Source organism: Baaleninema simplex PCC 7105, from assembly GCF_000332355.1.
GTDB classification, from domain to species: domain Bacteria; phylum Cyanobacteriota; class Cyanobacteriia; order Cyanobacteriales; family Geitlerinemataceae; genus Baaleninema; species Baaleninema simplex.
The window spans coordinates 148,194-171,113 of sequence record NZ_KB235959.1 but is presented as its reverse complement, the minus strand read 5'-3'; the positions used below and the strand labels follow the sequence as shown (position 1 = coordinate 171,113).

The window sequence follows — 22,920 nt, the reverse complement described above, 5'->3', positions numbered from 1 at the left end:
AAGTGTAGACTTTGCTCGTATAATAGCGACATTTCAAGAAAAGAGCAACCTAGAATTCGATCGGACAAGTATAGAGGTCACGGAGGTGACTCGGCGTCCGTAAGATTCAATTTACATCAATGTGTTGAGAGAGGGAGCGATCGCTTCGAGTATGGGATTGAGAACAGTTTTAACCGGAGAGAGTTTTCCTCTCGGTGCCACAGTCAAGTCAAACGGTACGAACTTCGCGCTGTTTTCTAAATATGCTGAAGCCGTGACGTTGTTATTGTTCGATCGCCCCGACGACGCTCGACCGTCGCGGATGATTCCCCTCGACCCCCAACGTCATAAAACCTCCCACTACTGGCACGTGTTCGTCCCCGGTGTCGGGGCGGGACAACTTTACGGCTATCGGGTTCTCGGTCCCAACCATCCCGATCGCGGGTTGTGCTTCGACAGTGCCAAAGTCCTCCTCGACCCTTACGCAAAAGCGGTGGCGACGGATACTTACGATCGCGACGCAGCCATCCGACCCGGCGACAATTGTGCCTACGCTCTCAAAGGGGTCGTTGTCGATACCGAAGGCTACGATTGGGAAGGCGATCGCCACCCCAAAACTCCCTACGCCAGTACGGTGATCTACGAACTCCACGTGGGCGGCTTTACTCGCCATCCCAGTTCCGGCGTCGCCCCAGAAAAACGCGGAACCTTCGCCGGACTCGTCGAAAAAATTCCCTATCTCAAAGAATTGGGCGTGACGGCAGTAGAATTACTCCCGGTGCAGCAGTTCGACGAGGACGATGCCCCCGACGGATTCCCCAACTATTGGGGATACAGCCCCATCGCCTTTTTCGCCCCCCACAACCGTTACTGTTCCCGCAAAGATCCCCTCGGGGCGATCGACGAATTTCGCGACATGGTGAAAGCGTTACACCAAGCGGAAATTGAAGTCATTCTCGATGTGGTGTTCAACCATACCGCCGAGGGCAACGAATACGGTCCGACTCTCGCTTACCGAGGACTGGCCAACGAAACTTACTACATCCTCGACAAAGACCCTGCCCGATACAGCAACTACAGCGGTTGCGGCAATACATTTAGAAGCCATCACGCCGTCGTCGGTCGGTTGATTCTCGACTGTTTGCGATATTGGGTGTCTGAGATGCACGTCGATGGCTTTCGCTTCGACCTGGCGTCGGTACTTTCGCGAGACTACCACGGCAAACCCCAGGAAGACCCGCCGATTTTGTGGGCGATCGAATCCGATCCCGTGTTGGCGGGAACCAAACTCATCGCCGAAGCCTGGGACGCCGCCGGACTGTACCAGGTGGGGTCGTTCATTGGCGATCGCTTTGCAGAATGGAACGGGCCGTTTCGCGACGACGCACGCCGTTTCGTCAAGAGCGATCGCAACACGGTTTCCTGCCTAGCTGCCCGACTCATTGGTAGTCCCGACATTTACAAACAGCCCGATCGCGACCTCAACCGCAGCATTAATTTCATTACCTGTCACGACGGCTTCACCCTCAACGACCTCGTATCCTACAACCACAAACACAACCTCGCCAACGGCGAAGATAACTGCGACGGATCGAACGACAACCACAGTTGGAACTGCGGCGTCGAAGGAGACACCGACGATCCCCACGTCGAAGCCTTACGCCGCCAACAAATCAAAAACCTACTGACAGTGTTGTTGATGTCTCAGGGAACGCCGATGTTATTGATGGGGGACGAAGTGCGGCGATCTCAGCGAGGCAATAACAACGCGTACTGTCAGGATAACGAATTGAGCTGGTTCGATTGGACGCTGTGCGATCGCCACGCCGAAACCTTACGGTTTACACGAAAACTCGTCCACTTCATCCAAACCCACAAAATTTTTCAAGTCGAAGAATTTCTCACCATCGGTAGCCATCCCATCAGCCCGAGTTTGCGCTGGCACGGCGTTTGTCTGGGCGAACCCGATTGGAGTCGCGACTCTCACACCCTCGCTTGCAGCTTGCGCTATCCCCAAGCCGACGAATTTCTCTACATCGCCTTTAACGCCTATTGGGAACCCCTTGACTTCGAGTTACCCCACTTACCCGAATCCCAGCAGTGGCATCGCCTCGTCGATACCGCGTTACCCTCTCCCGAGGATATCTCGTCCCCCGAAACCGCGTCCCCTGTCAACCGTAACATTTACCGCCTGGCCGAGCGATCGAGCATCGTACTTTACAGTCGCCAGTCGTAGGGTGCGTGACCTAAAGACAAGAAAAGTATCCGGTCTTACCGGCCAACTCGTCACGCACCTTTTACAGTCAACAGCCAACAGTGAGCAGTGAACAGTGAAGACAGTCACCAGTCACCAGTCGCCAGTCACCAGTCACCAGTGAAAACAGGGAACAGGGAACAGGGAACAGTTAATTAATAGTTTTTCCCCCTCTCCCCCTCTCCCCCTCTTCCCCTCTCCCCCTCTCCCCCTCTCCCCTTCTCCCCTTTCCCAAAAGGTAATCACCCATGATGCATCGGACAAAAATCGTAGCGACACTCGGTCCGGCCAGTAGTTCTCCTGAAGTCATCAAACAAATGGTGGAAGCGGGAATGAGTGTCGCCCGCTTGAACTTCTCCCACGGGAATTACGACGATCACGCCAAAACCATTACGAATTTGAGGGCCATCTCTGCCGAACTCGACACGCCCATTACCATCTTGCAAGACTTGCAGGGGCCGAAAATCCGTATCGGACAACTCCCCGATGGTGAAATTCCCATCAACGAAGGGGAATCGCTGACGCTGGTTCCGGTGTCGGAATATCGGGAAGAACCCCAAACCGCCGGAATCGATTATCCGTATCTGGCTGAAGAAGCCAAACCGGGGGCGCAGATCCTTCTCGACGATGGCTTGCTGGAACTTGAAATCGAGGCGATCGCAGGAAACGCCGTGTGCTGTCGCGTCGTCGAAGGTGGCTGTCTCAAAAGTCGCAAAGGCGTCAACATCCCCAGTTTAGATTTACGATTGCCCTCGATGACGGAGAAAGACCAGCAGGATCTCCAATTCGGCTTGTCTCAAGGGGTCGATTGGGTGTCGTTGAGTTTCGTTCGTACTGCTGACGACATCCGCGAGTTGAAAGAATTTATCGCCAAACACGGCGAAAACCACGTTCCCGTCATCGCCAAAATCGAAAAACCCCAGGCGATCGCACATCTCGATGAAATTGTCGCCGAATGCGATGGCTTAATGGTCGCCCGAGGAGATCTCGGCGTGGAAGTCAGCCCGGAAAAAGTTCCGATGTTGCAAAAGCGCATCATTCGAGCGTGTAATATGCGGGGAATTCCAGCGATTACCGCCACGCAAATGCTCGACAGCATGATTCGCGAACCCCGTCCGACGCGGGCGGAAGCCAGCGATGTGGCCAACGCTATTCTCGACGGAACCGATGCGGTGATGCTGTCGGGAGAGTCGGCGGTTGGAAAATATCCGCTGAAGGCCGTTAAGATGATGGCCAAAATTGCCCGTCAGATCGAACCAGAGGCGGAATTCGAGAACCACCCGCCCCCGGAAACTGACGAAACCCACGCTCTGACTGAAGCCCTCAACACGATCGATCGCATTCTGGATTTACGCTGTATCGCGGCGTTCACCAGTTCCGGCTACACGGCGCGAATTGCCTCGAAAGAGCGTCCGAAAGCCTTGGTAGTGGCGTTTACCACCTCTCGCCGCGTGTACCACCGTTTGAATTTGATTTGGGGCGTCAAACCCATTCTCATCGACGACGACGGTGACAGCTTTGAGGAGTTGGTTGCCCATGCAGAAACGGATTTACAAGAACGGGAACTGGCGCAACCGGGCGATCGCATTTTAATCGTTGGCGGCATCCCCACGAAAATCTCCCGAGGCACGAATTTCATCAAACTCCACACGATTTCGGAGGCGAGGTGAGGAGTATTCTTTCAGTCACCAGCCTTTTACAGTGAACAGTGAACAGCGAGCAGTGAACAGTGAGAATAGTTAACAGGTAACAGTTTCTCCCCCTCTCCCTTGCTCCCCCTCTCCCTTGCTCCCCCTCTCCCTTGCTCCTCCTCTCCCTTGCTCCTCCTCTCCCCTTCTCCCCCTCTCCCCCTCTCCCCTTCTCCCCCTCTCCCTTGCTCCCCTTCTCCCCCTCTCCCCCTCTCCCCTTCTCCCCCTCTCCCTTCGCTCCCCCTCTCCCCTTCTCCCCCTCTCCCTTGCTCCCCCTCTCCCTTGCTCCCCCTCCTAAGAAACCATGAAACTCTTCTTCATCCGACACGGCGAAACCACTCACAGCAAAATCGGCGGATACTGCGGCGATCTCGACCCAGATTTAACGGAAGATGGGTCGAAAATGGCACACCAGTTCGCCGAGGCTTATGCCGATCTTCCGTGGGAAGCTGCTTATGTCAGTCCTATGAAACGGACGATGGCGACGGCGAAGTTTTTGTGCGATCGCACGGGCTTAACGCCCCAGATTCGCGAGGGAATTAAAGAACTCGCTTATGGAAAATGGGAAGGCAAAACCCCCGATGAGGTCAACCAGGAATTTCACGACGATTACATCCGTTGGTTGACCGATCCCGGTTGGAACGCCCCTACAGGTGGCGAAAAGGGCATCGAAGCGGCCAGGCGAGCGTCGGAAGTGATTCGCGAGATTCAAGAACGCCACGAGACGGGCAACGTGTTAGTCGTATCTCACAAAGCGACGATTCGCATTATGATTTGCAGTCTGTTAGGAATCGACCCAGGGCGGTTCCGCGATCGCATCGCCATGCCCGTCGGCGGTGTGAGTATTGTCGAATTTCGCGAACACGGGCCGTTAATGCACGCCTTAGCCGATCGATCCTATCTCGACGAAAGCCTCCGCACGCGACCGGGGACGTGATTAGGAGTTGAGGAAAAAACTGTTCCCCGTTCCCCGTTCCCTGTTCCCTCTCAACTATCAATTTTCAATTATGAAGATTCTCGTACTGAATGCTGGCTCGAGTTCTCAGAAAAGCTGTTTGTACGACGTTCCCGAGGCGGGGTTTCCCGATACGCCCCAAGAACCGATTTGGGAAGCGACCATCGATTGGGGCGTGGGAACGGAATACGGACTGTTAACTGTCGAAGCCAACGACACGAAGCAAAAAAGCGAACTCTCGATTTACGCTCGGGCCCACGGTTTGGGGGAAATGCTGGATACGCTGGTGCAGGGCGAAACGAAGGTTCTCGAGAAGTTGTCGGAAATCGCCATTGTCGGTCATCGGGTGGTTCACGGGGGAACGGAGTATTCGGACGCCACGCTTATTACGCCAGCGGTGAAACAAGCCATTGAAGATTTGATTCCCTTAGCCCCCAACCACAACCCCGCCCATTTAGAAGAAATCCTCGCTGTGGAGGAAGTGTTGGGAGACGTACCACAAGTGGCGGTGTTCGATACGGCGTTTCACAGTCAAATGCCGAAGTCGGTGTCGGCGTATCCGATTCCCTATCGCTGGTTTGAAAAGGGAGTCCGTCGGTATGGGTTCCACGGTATCAGCCATCGCTATTGTGCCGAACGTGCGGCGGAACTCCTAGAGGAACCGTTAGCGTCGTTGCGGGTTATAACTTGTCATTTGGGACATGGCTGTTCTCTGGCGGCGGTTCGCGACGGAATGAGTGTGAATACGACGATGGGTTTCACGCCGTTGGAAGGGTTGATGATGGGGAGTCGTAGCGGTTCGATCGATCCGGCAATTCCCATGTATTTGATGCGAGAGGAAGGGTTCGATTTTGAGGGCGTGGATAAGATGCTGAATAAGGAATCGGGACTCAAAGGCGTTTCTGGGGAGTCGGGGGATATGCGATCGATCCTCAAGGCGATGGAAAACGGGAGCGATCGCGCAGAGTTGGCTTTTGAGATGTACGTCTCTCGATTGCAGAGTGCGATCGCCTCGATGATTCCCCAGTTAGGGGGGTTAGATGTTTTGGCATTTACGGCAGGTGTGGGGGAAAATTCCGCCGACGTGCGGGCTGCAACTTGTGCGGGGTTAGATTTTTTGGGATTAAAACTCGATTCGCGCAAAAACGCTGCGTCTGTGAAGGATTCGGATATTGCGGCGATGAATTCGACGGTACGAGTGTTGATAATTCGCGCTCAGGAGGATTGGGCGATCGCGGGGGAATGTTGGAAGTTGGCGAAGGTAGGTTAGAAAAGAAAGCGATCGCCACTAGAGAGATTGCCAGTTTCAATCCCGTTTCCAGGATTTGGAAATTGGAAAGCTTATCGATTCGCCAAAACCCTGCGTGAGATGAAATCCGAATCTCAAACACTGGTTTTACCCAGCCGGACAAGCCCCTCTATCCCCCCAACCATCCCCCCAACCCCCTTTCAAGGGGGGCGAAGGGGGGATGTGGTGAAGACTTCTTAAAACCTAGCTTATCGGAAAAGGTGGAGTGTAACTATTCCCACCGAATCGCCTAACGGCTATGAGACGTTTACCTCACATCGTTCAACCTGACCCTTTCAGCTTCCCTAACCACTCCCTCAATTCCCGCCAACAACACCCAACCCAACAGATTAATCCGGGCGTCGAACAGTGTCACATCTAAGCCATGAAATACCGCTGTTGCGCCAAACGCCACCATCATCGCAAACAACATCAAACGCTCCTGAGATTCCAACCCAGAAAACTCCCGAACGCCGCGAAACAATACCCAACCCACCACCGCACATAACATCAACGTCGCCGGAAATCCCACTTCCGCCAACAACATCAATAGCAAATTATGGGGATGTCCCAACCACAGCCCCATCTGAGATTCGTACAACGCCGTAAAATTCCGCAACCCCCAGCCGAAAAACGGCCGATCGCCCGCCAACTCCCACGCAAACCGCCACTGCGTCACCCGCATTAACTCCACCGGGCGATCGGGGTGCAGCTTATCCGACAACCGCAACCAAAAATACGGCGGAACCAGGGTTCTCAGCCACCCTCCCCCGGAACCGTCGGGGAGAAACGCCGCCCCCAAAACCGACGCTGCGATCGCCCCCAACCCCAGCAAAATCCATCGCCATCCCAAATACACCGCATAAGCCACAAAACACAAAAACGCCACACCCCAAGCGTTGCGAGACGAGGTGAGAAGCAACACGAGGGCGTTTCCGAGTAAAATAACACTCCACAACAGCAATCGTTTCGGCTCGATGTTGCGATTTTGAAGTCCCGACGCCTCCACCATCAGCCCCAATCCCAACGCCCAGACGATCGCGGTATAGTTGGCTAAAACGTTGGTATACTCGAACACCGAGGACATTCGCCCCGAAGGTGCGCCGCCGGGTTCCAACGGCCAAGACAACACCAACCCCAGATCGATCGGACCTCGCCATCCCAAAAACATTTGTCCGATTCCGATCGCCACCACTGGAATCGACGAGATGACGATCGCTTCAGCCAGTTGTCGCAGTTGCGAGGGACGGCGAATCAGACAAGTCATCGCCCCAAAAACTACCACAAACGGGAGAAAATTAAACAATCCCAATAACGCCGAATGTCGATCGCCCGCCATCAGCGACGACACCACCGCCAACAATGCAAACGCTCCCAATCCCCACACCAGCGGACGGTTCAACAACGCTCGCCACTGACGCCACCACACCGCCAGCGTGACGCCAACCACTGCTAAACCGCCGAGAAACGGACTTAACGGGAACACCAACAGCCCTGCTTCTATCCAATTCCATTTTGTGAATCGTCGTAACATAAGGTTTGATATTGGAGGGCGATGCACGACTCGGTAATGTCACATTAACCTGAATTTCGATCGCATTTTCCGGCCGTGTCACGCATTCTATCGATTCTCTTCCTCTCTTCATCGGCCGGTTGGGGGCGGTGCGTGACGCAGTGCGTGACGCAGTAATTTAACATTGACTTGATTTCGGCGTAATTTGAAAGCCCGCGTCACGGCACCCTACGTTTATCATTTCGAGATGTCTCAACCCTTCGATCTTCTCATTCTCTCTAACGGCCCCGGCGAGATTGCGACGTGGGTGCGTCCGGTGGTTGAAGAGGTGCGGCGACAGTTCGAGAACGTGCGAATTTCCGTTATTTTATCGCCCTGTCCCCACGCCAGCGGACGGGAAGCCGACATCGTGGCGTCTTATCCCGAGGTCGATCGCGTTCAAGGTGCAGCGGCGTTTTGGGATTTTTTGTTGTGGGGAAAAACCGCCGAACATTGGGAGTGGCGCGATCGCGGTGTCGTGTTATTCCTCGGGGGCGATCGCCTGTTTCCCGTTATCGTTGGAAAACGCCTCGGCTACCGCATTGTAGTTTATGCCGAATGGGAAGCTCAATGGTATCGCTGGGTCGATCGCTTCGGCGTCGCGACGCAAAAGGCGATCGACAACGCCCCCAAACGCTACGCCCACAAACTCAGTATCGTGGGAAATCTCATGGCGGACGCGCAAGGCGACACCGACGCGAATCCAGATACCGCCAACACAACTCTCGGATTTCTTCCCGGTTCCAAACCCCTCAAACTCACCCTCGGCGTTCCCTTGAGTTTGGCGATCGCCGATCGCATCCACCCACTTCGCCCCGACGTACAGTTTATCGTCCCCGTCGCCCCCACCGTCGATCTCGAGACGTTGGCCAAATACGCCGATCCTCAATTCAATCGAGCGATTTCTGCCTTAAATTGGCCCGGAGGCGAACCGATCTTCGACGACGGAATCCCCTATCTCGTCACCTCGTCTGGAGTCAAACTGCGCCTGTGGACGCAAACCCCAGCCACCGAGGTTTTACAACAGTGCGCCCTCTGCATTACCACCGTCGGCGCAAATACCGCCGAACTCGCCGCCCTCGCCGTTCCCATGTTAGTCTTGCTTCCCACGCATCGCCTCGACATCATGCGGGCGTGGGATGGAATTCCGGGGTTGTTAGCCCACTTACCCGGCGTTGGAGACAGCTTTACCAAACTGTTTAGCTGGATAGCCTGGAAATGGCTCGATCGCCAGGCGGGAGGTTCCCGCTTAGCCTGGCCGAACATCTGGGCGAACGAACAAATCGTTCCTGAATTCGTCGGACAGTTTCCCCCCGAAGACATCGCCCGATACGCCGTTAATTTACTGGAGAATTCCGCCGAACTCGCTCGAATTCGCCAAAACCTCGCCTGCGTCCGAGGCGAACCCGGCGCAGCGGAAAAACTCGTGAAACTGTTAACAGGGAACGGGGAATAGGGAACGGGGAACAGTGTTTTCCGGGTCTCCCCCTCTCCCCTTCTCCCTTTCTCCCCCTCTCCCCTTCTCCCTTTTTCCCCCTCTCCCCCTCTCCCCCTCTCCCCCTCTTCTTCGACTGTGGTAAGCTAAGCGATGGCAATCAAAAACATTTTTAAGGAAACGTTATAATGACGGGTTCTCCCCAGATTCCCTATTTGTTGAGAGCCGCACGCGGTGAAGTGCTAGACCGTCCCCCGGTGTGGATGATGCGGCAAGCAGGGCGGTATATGAAAGCTTATCGAGACTTGCGCGAAAAGTATCCAAGCTTCCGCGAACGCTCTGAAATTCCGGAAGTGGCGATCGAGGTGTCGTTGCAGCCTTGGCGAGCGTTCAAACCCGACGGCGTGATTTTGTTTTCTGATATCGTGACGCCGTTACCGGGAATGGGGATCGATATGGACATCGCCGAGGGGAAAGGACCGATTATCGACCCGCCGATTCGATCGAAGGAACAGGTCGATCGCCTGCACCCCCTCGAACCCGAAGAATCGCTTCCGTTTATCAAACCGATTTTGAAGGCGTTGCGGGAAGAAGTCAAAAACGAAGCCGCCGTTCTTGGATTCGTCGGCGCACCTTGGACGTTAGCAGCTTACGCCGTGGAAGGAAAAGGATCGAAAACCTATTCCATTATTAAAGGAATGGCATTTTCCGAGCCGGCCATGCTACACAAACTGCTCGAAAAACTCTCCGATTCGATCGCCACTTACGTTCGCTATCAAATCGATTGTGGCGCCCAAGTGGTGCAAATGTTCGACTCCTGGGCCGGACAACTCAGCCCCCAAGATTACGAAACCTTTGCCCTTCCCTATCAAAAACGGGTTATTCAACAAGTCAAACAAACGCACCCCGACACGCCGTTAATTCTACTCGTCAGCGGAAGTGCGGGACTGTTGGAACGGATGGCGCAAGCCGGCCCCGATATTATTAATGTCGATTGGACGGTGGATATGGCCGACGCCCGCAAACGCCTCGGGCCGGATATGAAAGTTCAAGGAAATCTCGACCCTGGCGTGTTGTACGGTTCCCAAGACTTCATCCGCGATCGCATCCTCGACACCATCCGCAAAGCCGGAAACCGAGGCCACATTCTCAATCTCGGACATGGCGTGCTTCCCAACACCCCGGAAGAAAACGTGGCGTTCTTCTTTGAAACCGCCAAAAACGCCGACAAACTCTTGGCTACTGCCTAGTTCGGGACGATTAGATAGGGAGACGAGGCAAACTAAGGAAGAAACTATTCCCTCTCCCTTTCTCCCCCTCTCCCCCTCTCCCCCTCCGCTTCTCACCTTCGCGAATTGATGAAACGAGTTTTCCTGACGGGTGCGAGTGGGTGTATCGGTCATTACGTCGCCGAAACCCTCATTGCACGAACAGATTGCGAGTTGTATATGCTCGTTCGCGATCCGACCAAACTTCGGATCGACATCGACGCACGGCCGGGAATTCACGTCCTGCACGGGGATTTACGGGATATTCACCAATACGAGGAGTTGTTGTCTACCATACACTGTGCGATTTTGGCCGCGGCGGCGTGGGGCGGACAGCAGGAAACCTTCGATATTAACGTGACGAAAACCTGTATGTTGATGCACCTGCTCGATCGCCAGGTGTGCGAACAGGTGATTTATTTTTCGACTGCGAGTTTGCTCGATCGCGAGGGAAACGTTTTAAAAGCTGCCGCCCACATGGGAACGGACTATATTCGGTCGAAATACGACTGTCTCAGCCAACTGCATCGAATGCCCGTGGCCGATCGCATCACCACGCTGTTTCCCACCATCGTCCTCGGTGGCGACGAGACGAAACCCTATTCTCACGTGTCGGCGGGGCTTCCCGAGGTGAAGAAATGGGTCGAGTTGGCGCGGTTTGTCAGTCTCAGCGGGAGTTTTCACTTCGCCCACGCCCGCGATATCGCTGAAGTGGTCGGTTATTTGGTGGAAAATCCCCCTGGCGGCGATCGTCGCTACGTTCTCGGAACTCAGCCTTATACGGTCGATCGCGCGGTGAGCGAACTGTGTAAATATTTGGGCAAGCGGATTTACTTCCGCATTCCGCTACCTAAATGGGCGGTCGATATTGCGATCGCACTGTTTAACGTACAGATGTCCCCCTGGGATCGCTTTTGTTTGGAATACCGACACTTTACTTATCCCGATGCCGTCACGCCAGCGACGTTCGATCTCCCGGTTTATTGTGAGACGTTTTCAGATGCCCTTAAGGAACGGGGCGTGTTTCCCAATTCCAAAACGGACGATTGACTCGCTCGGTTCTTCTCTTTTCGGTTTTCCCGCGATCGCGCGCTTAAGCAATTTTTAACCGCGTTTTCACCGCCAACTGTCCTCTCCCTCGAGCTAACTGAGAAATATTTGTGTTAGCCTGACGAAAATATGTGAGGAACATTTATTTCATGCGAGTTTTACTTTTATATCCGCGATTTCCCAAAAGTTTTTGGTCTTTCGACAAAGCCATGGAACTGGTCGGTCGTAAAGCCGTCTTACCGCCCCTGGGCTTGATTACCGTTGCCGCCATTTTACCGGACACCTGGGAGCTAAAACTCGTCGATCTCAACGTGCGTCCCGTCGAAGAGTCTGAATGGGACTGGGCCGAACTGGTAATTCTCTCGGGCATGATCGTCCAAAAAGACGACATGATGGCGCAAATTCAGCACGCCCAACGTCGAGGTAAACCCGTGGCCGTGGGCGGTCCCTATCCGACCTCGCTTCCCGAGGAATTGGAAGAGGCTGGGGCGGATTTCCTGGTTCTCGACGAAGGGGAAATTACCCTTCCGATGTTTGTCGAAGCGATCGAACGGGGCGACACTCGCGGCGTCTTTCGCGCCACGGAAAAACCTGCTGTCACGGAAACCCCCATTCCTCGGTACGACTTGCTGGAACTGGACGCTTACGACAATATGTCCGTCCAGTTTTCCCGAGGCTGTCCCTTCCAGTGCGAGTTCTGCGACATCATCGTCCTGTACGGGCGCAAACCCCGCACCAAAAACCCCGAACAACTCCTTGCCGAACTCGATACCCTTTATGAGTTGGGATGGCGCGGGTCGGTGTTCCTAGTGGATGATAACTTCATCGGCAACAAGCGCAACGTCAAGCTACTGTTGCGGGCTATTAAACCCTGGATGAAAGAACACCAGTATCCCTTTCATCTCAGCACCGAAGCATCCGTCGATCTCGCTCAAGATGCAGAGCTAATGGATTTAATGGCGGACTGCAACTTCAACAGTGTTTTCTTGGGCATTGAAACCCCCGACGCTGACAGTCTCGCCCTTACAAAAAAGTTTCAAAATACGCGAGATCCTTTGACGGAGGCAGTGGGAGCCATTAACGCAGCGGGAATGCGCGTCATGGCGGGATTTATCATCGGCTTCGATGGCGAAAAACCAGGGGCGGGCGATCGAATTGTCGAGTTTGTCGAACAAACAGCTATCCCCCAAGCCATGGTGAGTATGCTGCAAGTTCTCCCCAATACGGCCTTGATGGAACGCTTAAAAAAAGAAGGCCGTCTTCTCGAACAAGTGAGTGGCGTGAACCAAACCACGCTGATGAACTTTATTCCAACTCGTCCGATTGAGGACATCGCCAACGAGTACGTCGATGCTTTTTATCAACTCTACGACCCTGTTCGCTACCAGAATCGGGTTTACCGTCACTATATTAGTATGAGCGAACCTCGTCATGCTGTCTCGAAACGCGGAAATGTGGCCTGGAAAGATATTCGGGCTTTGTTGACGATCGCCTGGCGCCAAGGTGTCCTTCGACCCACCCGTTGGACGTTCTGGCGCTATTTGGCGGACGTGTATTTCAAAAAACCCCGGTTGGTCATCAGTTATTTGGCCACCTGCGCCTTGAGCGAACACTTTATTGAATATCGGGAGATGGTTCGCCACAATATCGAAGCGCAGTTAGAAGCTTATTTGAAGGCGAAGTCCAATTTAGATGAGTCTTCTGAGAAACCCGTTCCGGTGAGTGCGGGAGTCAATAGTTAAGTTTTGTTTTAAAAACTTGACTATTTGACTTTTTTATGCGGTCAAACCCGCTTTAAATTGGGTGCATCTCACTTTTGCGATCGAAACCCCACCCATCCTCCCCTTACTAAGGGGAGGTGCCGGAGGCGGAGGGGTCATTCTACGAAATTGAGATGCGCCCTTTGAATTGGCATTGATTCGCCAGATCCCCGGCATCTTCAAGATGCCGGGGATTTCTACAGGGAAGAGGAAAGGTTGTATTGAATTTGGGGCGATCGTGCAACTTCCAAAACGGACGAGTAGGATAGGGGCATAAAAACGAGATTGCCCCGTTCCCGTCAGGAACTCCGTAGAAAACAACCCCATGTCTAAAGCCAGGGGCTTGAAATCTAAACGCCTGACCAGCCTAAGACCTTAGAGGTCTACGTTCGGAAAGCTATCTCACCCTAGGATGCGTCGCTAGTTCTAGGCTCTGAGGTTCAAAGTTAAACGGCTCTATCGGAGTTAAGGCAGTGCTTTAAACGCGACAAACTTTCCGAACCTTGGCGAAGCGAACATTACTGAAAAGTTAAGGACAAACACCATGTCCAATTACGTCCTAGTCATCGATACGAACCGAAAACCGCTAACCCCATGTTCCCCAGGAACCGCACGACGGTTGCTGAAGGCAGGTAAAGCGGCCGTGTTTCGTCGATATCCCTTCACCCTCGTCCTCAAGAAAGCGTTCGAGGGCGACCCCGAACCGTGCGAACTGAAGATTGACCCAGGATCTAAAACGACCGGGCTGGCCTTGCTGAAAGGGAATGCAGTCGTCTGGGCGGGCGAACTTTCCCACAGGGGACAAGCCATCAAGAAAGCTTTAGAGAAACGTCGCGCCGTGCGTCGTTCCCGACGCCACCGGAAAACCCGATACCGAAAGCCCCGCTTTCTCAACCGCACCCGAACCAAGGGTTGGTTGCCGCCGTCTCTGAACCATCGGGTCGAAACCACGATGACGTGGGTGAACCGCTTGCGAAAACTTTGCCCGATCGCGTCTATCTCTCAGGAACTCGTGCGGTTTGATACCCAGAAACTCCAGAACCCCGAAACTAGCGGGGTTGAGTACCAGCAGGGCGAGCTGTTTGGCTACGAAGTGCGCGAGTTCTTGTTGCAAAAGTGGGGTCGAAAGTGCGCCTATTGCGATGCCGAAAACGTGCCGTTAGAGGTCGAATCCCCCCAACCCCCCTTCCCAAGGGGGGCAACGGGGGGATGAAAGGAGGGAGCGACCGAGTTTCCAATCTCACCCTTGCGTGTCGTCCGTGCAACCAAGCTAAGGGCAACCGCGACGTTCGAGAGTTTCTGTCGGGGAAACCGTCCGTTCTCGACCGCATCTTGAGACAAGCAAAAACCCCATTAAAAGATGTGGCGGCGGTCAATGCAACTCGCTGGAAACTGTGCCAACAGTTGAAAGAAACGGGCTTGCCCATTGAAGTGGGAACGGGCGGACAGACGAAGTTTAACCGCACTCGTTTTGGACTTCCTAAAACCCACGGGTTAGATGCCGCTTGCGTGGGCAAGATGGAGTCAATTCAAGTTCGTACCGAGCAACCGTTGTTAATCAAAGCCACAGGACACGGTACGCGACAAATGTGCGGCACCAACAAGTTTGGTTTTCCCACTCGGCATCGTAGCCGAGCGAGGTTTGTCAAAGGTTTCCAAACTGGAGACCTCGTTAAAGCGGTTGTACCTAAAGGAAAGAAAGCTGGAACCCATGTTGGCCGTGTAGCCGTTCGCTCGACCGGTTGGTTCAACATTTCAACGGCTACCAAGATTCGTCGCAGCGCTCCAACCATAGCCAATAGGCTTGGTTGGTGGTGAAGCGGCGGTGAGTTTCGGTGCATCCCCCGAACAAGGCGATAGCGAGAGAAGGGGATAGCGCCGAAACGAACAAACTGGTAAAATTACCTGACCGGAAACGGTCTTTAAGCTCCTAAGGGTATGGTTCGCAACACCCGAAAAACCCGTGGTGGAGGTAAACCACAAAATCGCCAGTTGGTGTTGTCAAGAGAATTTGATTCTCGCTTATGTCTGCGGTGGGGCGCATCGTGGACGTTAAACAAACAGCCTGTGAAGGCGTTCTGACCGGGGGTATTCGGGCTTGCTCGTTTATCTAGGCATGAGCCAGTGAAACAGGAATCTCCGACCATACCCGCTAGGGTTGGGGGGAGAGCGTCAAGGGGTTAGTTCAGGGGATTAATGCCAAATATTGCAGCCATGTTCAGGGGAAGGACGGTTATGCCTACAGCTTCTAAGGAAGCCCTGTCGGGCTGCTGTTTATGTAAGGGGAAAAGCTCACCTCCCCATGTGTGAACGTCAGGGGCTTCCGCCCTTCCCCTTACCAACCCCGATTTTCTGGTGAAAACTCAAATTTTCTGTTGCCTCGGCTTGGGATTTCATCTCAGCCTGACTGTTCCCGCGATGGCGCAAATCGTTCCCGATGGCACGTTACCCAATCCTTCCCAGGTGGAAACGGACGGAAACACCATTCGCCTCGACGGGGGAACGACTCGCGATCGCAACCTCTTTCACAGCTTTGATTCCTTCTCCGTTCCCACGGGATTTCGCGCCGTCTTCGAGAACACTCCCGAGGTTCGTAACATCTTCAGTCGCGTCACGGGAACGCTGCCCTCGACGATCGACGGAACCCTGGCCGCCAACGGAACGGCGAACCTGTTTCTCCTCAATCCCAACGGTATCGTCTTCGGGGAAAACGCCCAACTCGATCTCGGCGGGTCGTTTTTCGCCAGTACCGCCAACCGCATCGAATTCGCCGACGGAACCGCCTTTAACACCACCACCGCTTCTAACGCCATTCTTTCTGTGAGCGTTCCCGTGGGCTTGGGTTTGGGGTCGCAACCGGGAGCGATCGTCAACCGTTCTCAGAGTCGCGACAGTCAGGGAAATTTCGTCGGATTGAGTGTCGATACTGGAGAAACCCTCGCTTTTGTCGGTGGCGCGATCGCGATCGATAACGGTATCGTACGCGCTCCTCAAGGAGAAGTCGATCTGATCTCCCTCGAAAACGGTACTTGGAACCTCGACACGAGAGATATCGAGGCGACAGAATTCGGCGCGATCGCCCTGAGTAACGGGTCTCGCGTCGAAGTCAGCGGGAACGGGGGCGGTTCTATTTTCGTTCGCGGCAACCTCCAATTGAGCGGTACGTCCTACCTGTTCGCCGACACCCTCGGCGACGGGGACGGACAGCGCATCGACATCGTCGGCGATACCCTACAGGTTTTCGACAATTCTCTAATTTCTGCGTCCACGTTCGGCAGCGGGCGATCGGGAAATTTGCGGGTCGCAGCCACGACGATTACCCTCGACGGGGCGGGAAAACTTCAAGACATTCTCGAACGACTGTTCGCCCTCGATGAGATCGACAATCCCGCCCAGGTGGGAAACGGACTGTACGCCACTACCTTTAGCGACGGCGATGCAGGCACGATCGACATTGACGCCGAAACGCTGACCCTGCGCCAAGGTGCGTTTGTCTCGACAGCAACGCGAGGTAACGGACGCGGTGGAACGCTCGACGTGCAGTTGAGTGGAACCCTATATCTGAGCGGCTCGCAAATCGTGGCCGAAACGGTAGGCAACGGCGACGCAGGAGAAGTCAACGTCTACGCCCGTAATATCGTCCTCGATGAAGGAGGCGGCTTGTTTGCCTCCACCTTTCGCGGCGGAGACGGTGGAATGGTAAACCTGGTCGCTTCCGATACGATTGAAATGTCAGGAACGACGCCCAACGGGGTATTTAACACGGGCATCGGGGCGAACGCCTTCCAAAATGCGAATACTCAAGCGGGAGTTCTCAACATTCGAGCCAGACATCTAATTCTACGAGACGGTGCGGGGGTTGGAGCGGTCACGTTCGGGGCGGCGCAAGGGGGAACGGTGGTGGTCAGAGCCTCCGAATCCGTTCTAATTTCGGGAACTCGTACCGATTCGGGGGTTGCCACGAATATCGCCACCCGTAGCGAAGGCAGCGGAGCAGCGGGGGATATTGAAATTACAACGGCGCGATTGGTGCTACGAGATGGGGGGGAAATCGTTACCTCGACGTCCAATCGGGGAGCGGCGGGGCGGTTGACCGTGCGGGCTTCTGAGTCGGTGGACATTGCGGGGACGGGTTCTGACGGTCAGTTGCGTAGTGGGTTGCGATCGAACGCGACGCTCGTGGCGATTCCGTCTCCCGTACCGCCGTCGGAAACGGCCGATGTCATCGGGGCGGCGGGAGATATTACCCTCATGACGGAAGAGCTGACGGTGCGCGAGGGGGGACAAATCGTTGTCAGTAGTATTGGGGAAGGAGAACGGGCGGGAAATTTAGCCATCGACGCACCTCGAGTCAATTTGGAAAGTGGGGCGAGGTTGGTGGCAGAAACGGCAACCGCCCGCGAAGGAAATATTGAGATTCGATCGCGGGATTTGTGGCTGTCTGGGGAAAGTTCGATTTCCACTAACGCTCGAGATACGGCCACGGGGGGCAATATCGAGATCGATACTGAAACGTTGGTGGCACTCGATAACAGCGATATTACCGCCAACGCTCAGACGGGATTCGGCGGCCGGGTGTTCGTCAACGCGCGAGGGATCTTTGGAACTCAGTTTCGCGATCGCACGACTCCCGAAAGCGATATTACTGCCAGTTCCGATCTCGGGGCGGAGTTTGGCGGTTTAGTCGAAATTGTCAATCCCGACGTTCGCCTCGATACGTCGTTAGTCGAACTGGCCAGCGATTTTATTCGAGTCGATCGCTTGGTCGCCGACAGTTGTTTGACTCGGCGTCACAGCGGCGGACAGTTTACGGTGACGGGAACGGGCGGTTTGCCGGAAAATCCTTACGATTTGTCGGTAGGACGGTACGGTACGGCTGAGGCGACGGGGATTCGGGACGGTAGCGCGTCGGAAGGGGCGATCGCGCCACAAATTGCGTTACCTATGCCTGAAGAATCCACCTGGAAACTCGGCGACGCGATCGTGGAAGCCCAGGGAACGACGCGAGCAAACGGTCGCCTCCTCCTTTCCCGTCGAGGGGCAGAGATTCCGCTGCGCTTTGAGACAAACTGTCGATAGTTGATGTTTACAGTCGCCAGTCGTAGGGTGCGTGACTTGAAAAATCGGGTGTCGATCCTGAGAGCGATCGCTCTGTCACGCACCGCCAATGTACACCGCCAACATACAAGGATGCGTGACCTAAAGACAAGAAAAGTATCCGGTCTTACCGGCCAACTCGTCACGCACCTTTTACAGTCAACAGCGAACAGTGAGCAGTGAAGACAGTCACCAGTCGCCAGTCACCAGTCGCCAGTCACCCGTGAAGACAGCAAACAGATAACTGTTTCTCCCCCTCTCCCCCTCTCCCTCTCCTGACAAGGCTATGATTGTAAGAGAGAGAGAAAGAGCCGACAAAGAGAAAGCCGTAGACTCGTTTAGGAGAAGCCATGAAATACAACTCAGCTTACCTCAAACAGTGGTCGCAAGAAGTCAGTCGTCATTTTCCGAATCTTTCCTTGCCACAAGTATCAGGGCTAGCCACCTGGAGCTTTGGCATGATGATGAGTCGCTCTTCAAGTCTGACTCAAGTGTCAGAGTGTATTGCCCAAGTCAACGGGGAAAAATTCACCAACGTACGTCAAAGACTACAACAGTGGTACAAAGAAAAACGCCAAGCTTACGGTCGTAAATATGCTGAGCTAGATGTAGCCAGTTGTTTCGCGCCGCTGCTGAAGTGGGTCTTAGAGCTATTAGGAGAGAGCGACGACCTGTTCCTGGCCTTAGATGCGACCCATATCGGTCAAAAATTTATCGTCTTGTCACTCAACGTACTCTATCGCGGCAGTGGCATTCCCGTGGCCTGGAAAATCGTGAAAGCTTCCCAGAAACACCCCTGGAAGCCCCTGTGGCAAGACTTGCTCCGTCGCTTGAGCGGAGTGGTTCCCGAGTCGGTCAGGGTTTGGGTTTTGGCCGATCGAGGACTCTATGCTTGTTGGCTGTATGAGGAAATTGTGGCTCTGGGATGGCATCCTTTGTTACGTATTAACTCACAAGGCTATTACCAAGTGCGCTCGGGGGAAACTCTCGCCGACTGGCAACCTCTCGAGCAAGTGGTTCGAGTTGGTGAGAGTTTTAGTCAACCGGTACGCTGCTTTCGCCAAAATCCTCTCGATTGTACCCTGTTAGCCCGATGGGACGAGGATTACAAAGACCCTTGGCTGTTGCTGAGTGACGCCTCACCTCAATCGGCTTCGGCTGCCTTTTATGGCTTTCGCTCTTGGACTGAAGCGGCTTATCGCGATCTCAAGAGCGATGGCTTTAATTGGCAACGCACCCGTTTGACTCATCCTCACCGGGCTGAGTGTCTTTGGCTGGCCATGTCTGTGGCTTTACTTTGGCTCATCACCGAAGGGGCTTGTCGGGAAGACTCCCAAAAGCCTTCGACTTCCCCTCGGACTGACTCTGACTCGACCGGTCTGGCCGCCGCGACCCTCAGACCGAGAACTCTTTCTTGTTGGCGCCTTGGCTGTATCTCTTTTGTCGTCCGCCTCTTTCAAGGACTTCCCTTGAGTTGGGGACGCCACCGTACTTCTCCCTATCCTGGGGCTTCTTTGGCTTTCGATACCTCCTAAGTAAAAGTCATAGCCTTATCAGCTCTCCCTCTCTCCCCCTCTCCCTCTCTCCCCCTCTCCCTTGCTCCTAATGCATTGCTCGTAACGCATAATTTCTTCTGTGCAAACTTAAATCTGGAGGCGCGACGGTGTTCTCTTTGGGGAGATTGCTGAATTTGCGATCGCAGGGGGAACTGTTGCGAAGAACGACTGTGAAATTGAGTGAGATTGTCGAACGACTCGGTGAGGATGCGATCGCCTCCTACATTCCGGAGGAAAAGTTAGATATCGTGAAGGCGGCGTCGATCGAAGAGGCCACGGCGGGAACGATCGCCTTTGTCGAAGGAGACAAGTTCGTCAAGTACATCGCGGAAACGAGCGCCAGTGCGTTGGTTTTGCCCGACGATGAAACCTTACAGGAACAGGTGAGGCAACGGGGGATCGCCTGGGTGAGTACCCGCCATCCTCGGGAAGTTTTCGCACGGACGATCGCGCTATTGTATCGGCCGTTTCGCCCCGAACCGGGAATTCACGATACAGCAGCGATCGCGCCGTCGGCGACCCTGGGAAAAAACGTCCATATCGGCGCAAACGTCGTCGTTCACGAGGGCGTCGTTCTCGGGGACGAGGTCTGCGTTCACGCCAACGTGGTGGTGTATCCCCAGGTGACGATCGGCGATCGCACGGTGTTACACGCCAACTGTACCGTTCACGAGCGCACGCAAATCGGTGCCGACTGTACGATTCAAAGCGGTGCCGTTCTCGGGGCGGAGGGGTTCGGTTTCGTTCCCACGCCTTCGGGTTTAATGCGGATGGAACAATCGGGTTGTGTGGTCTTAGAAGATGGGGTCGAAATTGGCTGTAATTCCACGGTCGATCGCCCGTCGGTGGGAGAAACTCGGATCGGTAAAAATACCAAACTCGACAACCTCGTGCAAATCGGTCACGGTTGCCGCATTGGAGCCAATTGTGCCATTTGCGCTCAAGTCGGCCTTGCCGGAGGTGTAACCTTGGGTAACAATATTACCCTTGCCGGACAGGTCGGTGTTGCCAACCGCGCCAAAATCGGAGATGGGGCGGTAGCTTCGGCGAAAACGGGGATTCATCAGGACGTAGAAGCCGGGGCTGTGGTGTCGGGATTTCCGGCGATCGCCAATCCGTTATGGCTTCGCAGTGCGGCTTTATACAAACGACTGCCGGAAATTTATCAAAGCCTACGACAAATTCAACGCCGTCTCAACAATCGCTCTTAACGGAAACTGTCTAATTTTTTCAGTGAGGAAGCCTCGCCGGGATCTCGAGGTAAGAGGGGACAGCCGACCAGCGAACAATTGATGCTAGGGCTGTCCTCGTCTTCACCGATCGCACGATAGGCGATCGGACGGGATATAGGTATGGTCTTTTACCTCTCGGTCTATTCTCTAGCTCGAGGAATTTTAACGGCTCGATCGCAGAAAGTTTTGTTTAAGAGCGACCAAACTGTGAGATTTGAGGCTATATTTTTATAGAGCCAGCAAATTCTTAGGGGATTTCGATCTAATATATCTAGAGTCTAGATGGAGAATTGAACAGACAATGAGCGAAACGTTACCCGAAAACCCAACGCCGCTGACGGGAAAGGCGCTACTTACAAAAGTTAAAGAACTCTCCCACTTACCGCGTCGAGAAACAGCGAAGCGCTGCGGATACTACACGGTCACAAAAAACAACCAAACCCGCGTCAACTTGACAGATTTTTACGATGCGGTGCTGGCAGCTAAAGGCGTTCCTCTCGATCCCGAAGGTGCTAAAGACGGACGCGGTCGCGAACCGACCTATCGCGTCAGCGTTCACAAAAACGGTCAGATCGTCATCGGATCTACCTACACGGGAGCGATGGGCTTGAAACCCGGCGATGAGTTTGAAATTAAACTGGGCTACAAGCACATTCACCTGATTCAGATCGATCGCGCAGACTCCGACAGAAACGGGTCTGCCAGCGACGAGGAATAGGCTTAATCCCCGTCGCGACGGGGGTTGACCCAAACGAGCGTCGGTAAAATTGTTACCGATCGAAGCAGTGGGAATTCCCCCGATTCGTCCGAGAAACAGACCGCGATCGTAAAAGTTTCAGTCGTCGGCGATCGCGGAGTCAGATGATTAGGAAGCGTTAATGCTGCATGGGTTCCTCGATCGCGGTTCGGAGGTCGGAGTCTGGGTTAAAATTAGCTGTTTTTTTGGAGTCTGGTTGGGGCTGTGGTTGCCGATCGCGATTCCCCTAGCTCGACGCTGGAATTGGTATCCAGGAAACTTCCTCGCTCCCCAAAAAAAGCTAATCTTGGTAGGATCGCTCTACCTTTTGTTTCCCGTAACGATCTCCGGAACGGCCGCGATCGAGAACTTACCATTTTCATATTATGGTTGGACGGGGCCGTTCGAGGGACTGAAATCACTGGCGATCGGATGGGGATTGGGGATATTTGGCATCGCGATTCTCGCGGCCGTCCAAAAAATCTTCGGCTGGATTCGCTGGGAATTTAAAATGCGATCGGGCGACGTCCTCGAAACTGTAATGTTCCCTCTCTTCCTCGCTGGGATTTTAGCGCTGTGGATAGCAGGGACAGAAGAATTTCTCTTTCGTGGATTCGTCCAAACTCAGTTGCAATCTCACCTGTCTGTCTGGACGGCCGCCGCGATAACCAGCACGATTTTTGCAGCTTCGCATTTGGTTTGGGGGTGGCGAGAAACCCTTCCAGAAATTCCCGGTTTGTGGTTGATGGGAATGGTTTTAACCCTCGCTCGCGTTGTCGATGGCGGAACTCTGAGTTTAGCATGGGGATTGCACGCCGGATGGGTTGGGACAGCAATTTTTCTCGACAGTACGGGGGCGATCGTCCCGACGGAAACCGCCCCGGCTTGGCTCTCCGGCATCGACGGACGCCCTTTAACGGGAATGTTGGGCTTGAGTCTCTTGGTGGCAACGGCCGGTTTTCTTCAATTGATAATTGAAAATTGAGAGGGAACAGGGAACAGGGAATAGGGAACAGGGAACAGGGAACAGGGAACAGGGAACAGGGAACAGGGAACAGAATCGTAGGGTG

At 54.2% G+C, this 22,920-nt stretch carries 15 protein-coding genes and 1 pseudogene; 14 read left to right on the top strand and 2 right to left on the bottom strand.

What is annotated here, in order from left to right; genetic code table 11:
- Positions 1 to 121: 121 nt before the first annotated feature.
- Together glgX and pyk are read left to right on the top strand one after the other, a co-directional pair.
- Positions 122 to 2,215: a glycogen debranching protein GlgX gene (glgX, locus tag GEI7105_RS0120635; RefSeq protein ID WP_245555471.1), complete on the top strand. Its 2,094-nt coding sequence runs from the start codon at positions 122 to 124 to the stop codon at positions 2,213 to 2,215.
- A 266-nt stretch (positions 2,216 to 2,481) separates the two neighbouring features.
- Complete coding sequence (pyk, locus tag GEI7105_RS0120625; protein WP_017662314.1) at positions 2,482 to 3,903, top strand: pyruvate kinase; 1,422 nt, start codon at positions 2,482 to 2,484, stop codon at positions 3,901 to 3,903.
- On the opposite strand, the gene GEI7105_RS37665 is transcribed toward pyk, so the two are convergent.
- Positions 3,872 to 4,249, bottom strand: a complete 378-nt coding sequence (locus GEI7105_RS37665; RefSeq protein WP_144053967.1) for a hypothetical protein — start codon at positions 4,247 to 4,249, stop codon at positions 3,872 to 3,874. The genes pyk and GEI7105_RS37665 overlap by 32 nt on opposite strands.
- Between GEI7105_RS37665 and GEI7105_RS0120615 the strand changes: the two genes are divergently transcribed.
- Positions 4,226 to 4,858: a histidine phosphatase family protein gene (locus tag GEI7105_RS0120615; RefSeq protein ID WP_026097827.1), complete on the top strand. Its 633-nt coding sequence runs from the start codon at positions 4,226 to 4,228 to the stop codon at positions 4,856 to 4,858. The two genes, GEI7105_RS37665 and GEI7105_RS0120615, sit on opposite strands and share 24 nt — an antisense overlap.
- A gap of 70 nt (positions 4,859 to 4,928) precedes the next feature.
- Positions 4,929 to 6,146, top strand: a complete 1,218-nt coding sequence (locus GEI7105_RS0120610) for an acetate kinase (RefSeq protein ID WP_017662311.1) — start codon at positions 4,929 to 4,931, stop codon at positions 6,144 to 6,146.
- A 286-nt stretch (positions 6,147 to 6,432) separates the two neighbouring features.
- Here GEI7105_RS0120610 and GEI7105_RS31655 read toward each other — a convergent pair whose 3' ends face one another.
- Positions 6,433 to 7,698 (bottom strand): O-antigen ligase family protein, encoded by a 1,266-nt coding sequence (locus GEI7105_RS31655; RefSeq protein ID WP_035493646.1) that lies wholly within the window; start codon positions 7,696 to 7,698, stop codon positions 6,433 to 6,435.
- A gap of 184 nt (positions 7,699 to 7,882) precedes the next feature.
- On the opposite strand from GEI7105_RS31655, the gene GEI7105_RS0120600 reads away from it, so the two are divergent.
- The 10 genes and pseudogenes from GEI7105_RS0120600 (at position 7,883) to GEI7105_RS31640 (ending at position 22,835) form a co-directional block, all read left to right on the top strand.
- Positions 7,883 to 9,172 (top strand): glycosyltransferase family protein, encoded by a 1,290-nt coding sequence (locus GEI7105_RS0120600; RefSeq protein WP_017662309.1) that lies wholly within the window; start codon positions 7,883 to 7,885, stop codon positions 9,170 to 9,172.
- A gap of 167 nt (positions 9,173 to 9,339) precedes the next feature.
- Complete coding sequence (gene hemE, locus GEI7105_RS0120595) at positions 9,340 to 10,401, top strand: uroporphyrinogen decarboxylase (RefSeq protein ID WP_017662308.1); 1,062 nt, start codon at positions 9,340 to 9,342, stop codon at positions 10,399 to 10,401.
- 108 nt (positions 10,402 to 10,509) lie between these two features.
- A complete protein-coding gene (locus GEI7105_RS0120590; RefSeq protein WP_017662307.1) occupies positions 10,510 to 11,469 on the top strand; it encodes an NAD-dependent epimerase/dehydratase family protein in 960 nt (319 codons plus the stop codon).
- A 149-nt stretch (positions 11,470 to 11,618) separates the two neighbouring features.
- Complete coding sequence (locus tag GEI7105_RS0120585; protein WP_017662306.1) at positions 11,619 to 13,211, top strand: B12-binding domain-containing radical SAM protein; 1,593 nt, start codon at positions 11,619 to 11,621, stop codon at positions 13,209 to 13,211.
- A 562-nt stretch (positions 13,212 to 13,773) separates the two neighbouring features.
- A pseudogene (gene iscB / locus GEI7105_RS36240) lies at positions 13,774 to 14,996 on the top strand (RNA-guided endonuclease IscB); the annotation flags it as partial.
- A gap of 588 nt (positions 14,997 to 15,584) precedes the next feature.
- Entirely contained in the window at positions 15,585 to 18,308 is a 2,724-nt protein-coding gene (locus tag GEI7105_RS31645; RefSeq protein ID WP_017662305.1) for a two-partner secretion domain-containing protein, read from the top strand.
- A 368-nt stretch (positions 18,309 to 18,676) separates the two neighbouring features.
- Positions 18,677 to 19,861 (top strand): transposase, encoded by a 1,185-nt coding sequence (locus tag GEI7105_RS0120570; protein ID WP_071591958.1) that lies wholly within the window; start codon positions 18,677 to 18,679, stop codon positions 19,859 to 19,861.
- Between the two features lie 191 nt (positions 19,862 to 20,052).
- Complete coding sequence (gene lpxD, locus GEI7105_RS0120565) at positions 20,053 to 21,093, top strand: UDP-3-O-(3-hydroxymyristoyl)glucosamine N-acyltransferase (RefSeq protein WP_017662304.1); 1,041 nt, start codon at positions 20,053 to 20,055, stop codon at positions 21,091 to 21,093.
- 322 nt (positions 21,094 to 21,415) lie between these two features.
- Positions 21,416 to 21,832: an AbrB/MazE/SpoVT family DNA-binding domain-containing protein gene (locus tag GEI7105_RS0120560; protein WP_017662303.1), complete on the top strand. Its 417-nt coding sequence runs from the start codon at positions 21,416 to 21,418 to the stop codon at positions 21,830 to 21,832.
- 160 nt (positions 21,833 to 21,992) lie between these two features.
- Complete coding sequence (locus GEI7105_RS31640; protein WP_017662302.1) at positions 21,993 to 22,835, top strand: CPBP family intramembrane glutamic endopeptidase; 843 nt, start codon at positions 21,993 to 21,995, stop codon at positions 22,833 to 22,835.
- Positions 22,836 to 22,920 lie beyond the last annotated feature (85 nt).

Coding starts and splice junctions, on each gene's coding strand:
- GEI7105_RS0120585 (WP_017662306.1), top strand. CDS start 11,619: ATGCGAGTTTTACTTTTATATCCGCGATTTCCCAAAAGTTTTTGGTCT.
- GEI7105_RS0120560 (WP_017662303.1), top strand. CDS start 21,416: ATGAGCGAAACGTTACCCGAAAACCCAACGCCGCTGACGGGAAAGGCG.
- hemE (WP_017662308.1), top strand. CDS start 9,340: ATGACGGGTTCTCCCCAGATTCCCTATTTGTTGAGAGCCGCACGCGGT.
- GEI7105_RS0120610 (WP_017662311.1), top strand. CDS start 4,929: ATGAAGATTCTCGTACTGAATGCTGGCTCGAGTTCTCAGAAAAGCTGT.
- pyk (WP_017662314.1), top strand. CDS start 2,482: ATGATGCATCGGACAAAAATCGTAGCGACACTCGGTCCGGCCAGTAGT.
- GEI7105_RS0120570 (WP_071591958.1), top strand. CDS start 18,677: ATGAAATACAACTCAGCTTACCTCAAACAGTGGTCGCAAGAAGTCAGT.
- GEI7105_RS0120590 (WP_017662307.1), top strand. CDS start 10,510: ATGAAACGAGTTTTCCTGACGGGTGCGAGTGGGTGTATCGGTCATTAC.
- GEI7105_RS31655 (WP_035493646.1), bottom strand. CDS start 7,698: ATGTTACGACGATTCACAAAATGGAATTGGATAGAAGCAGGGCTGTTG.
- GEI7105_RS0120615 (WP_026097827.1), top strand. CDS start 4,226: ATGAAACTCTTCTTCATCCGACACGGCGAAACCACTCACAGCAAAATC.
- GEI7105_RS31640 (WP_017662302.1), top strand. CDS start 21,993: ATGCTGCATGGGTTCCTCGATCGCGGTTCGGAGGTCGGAGTCTGGGTT.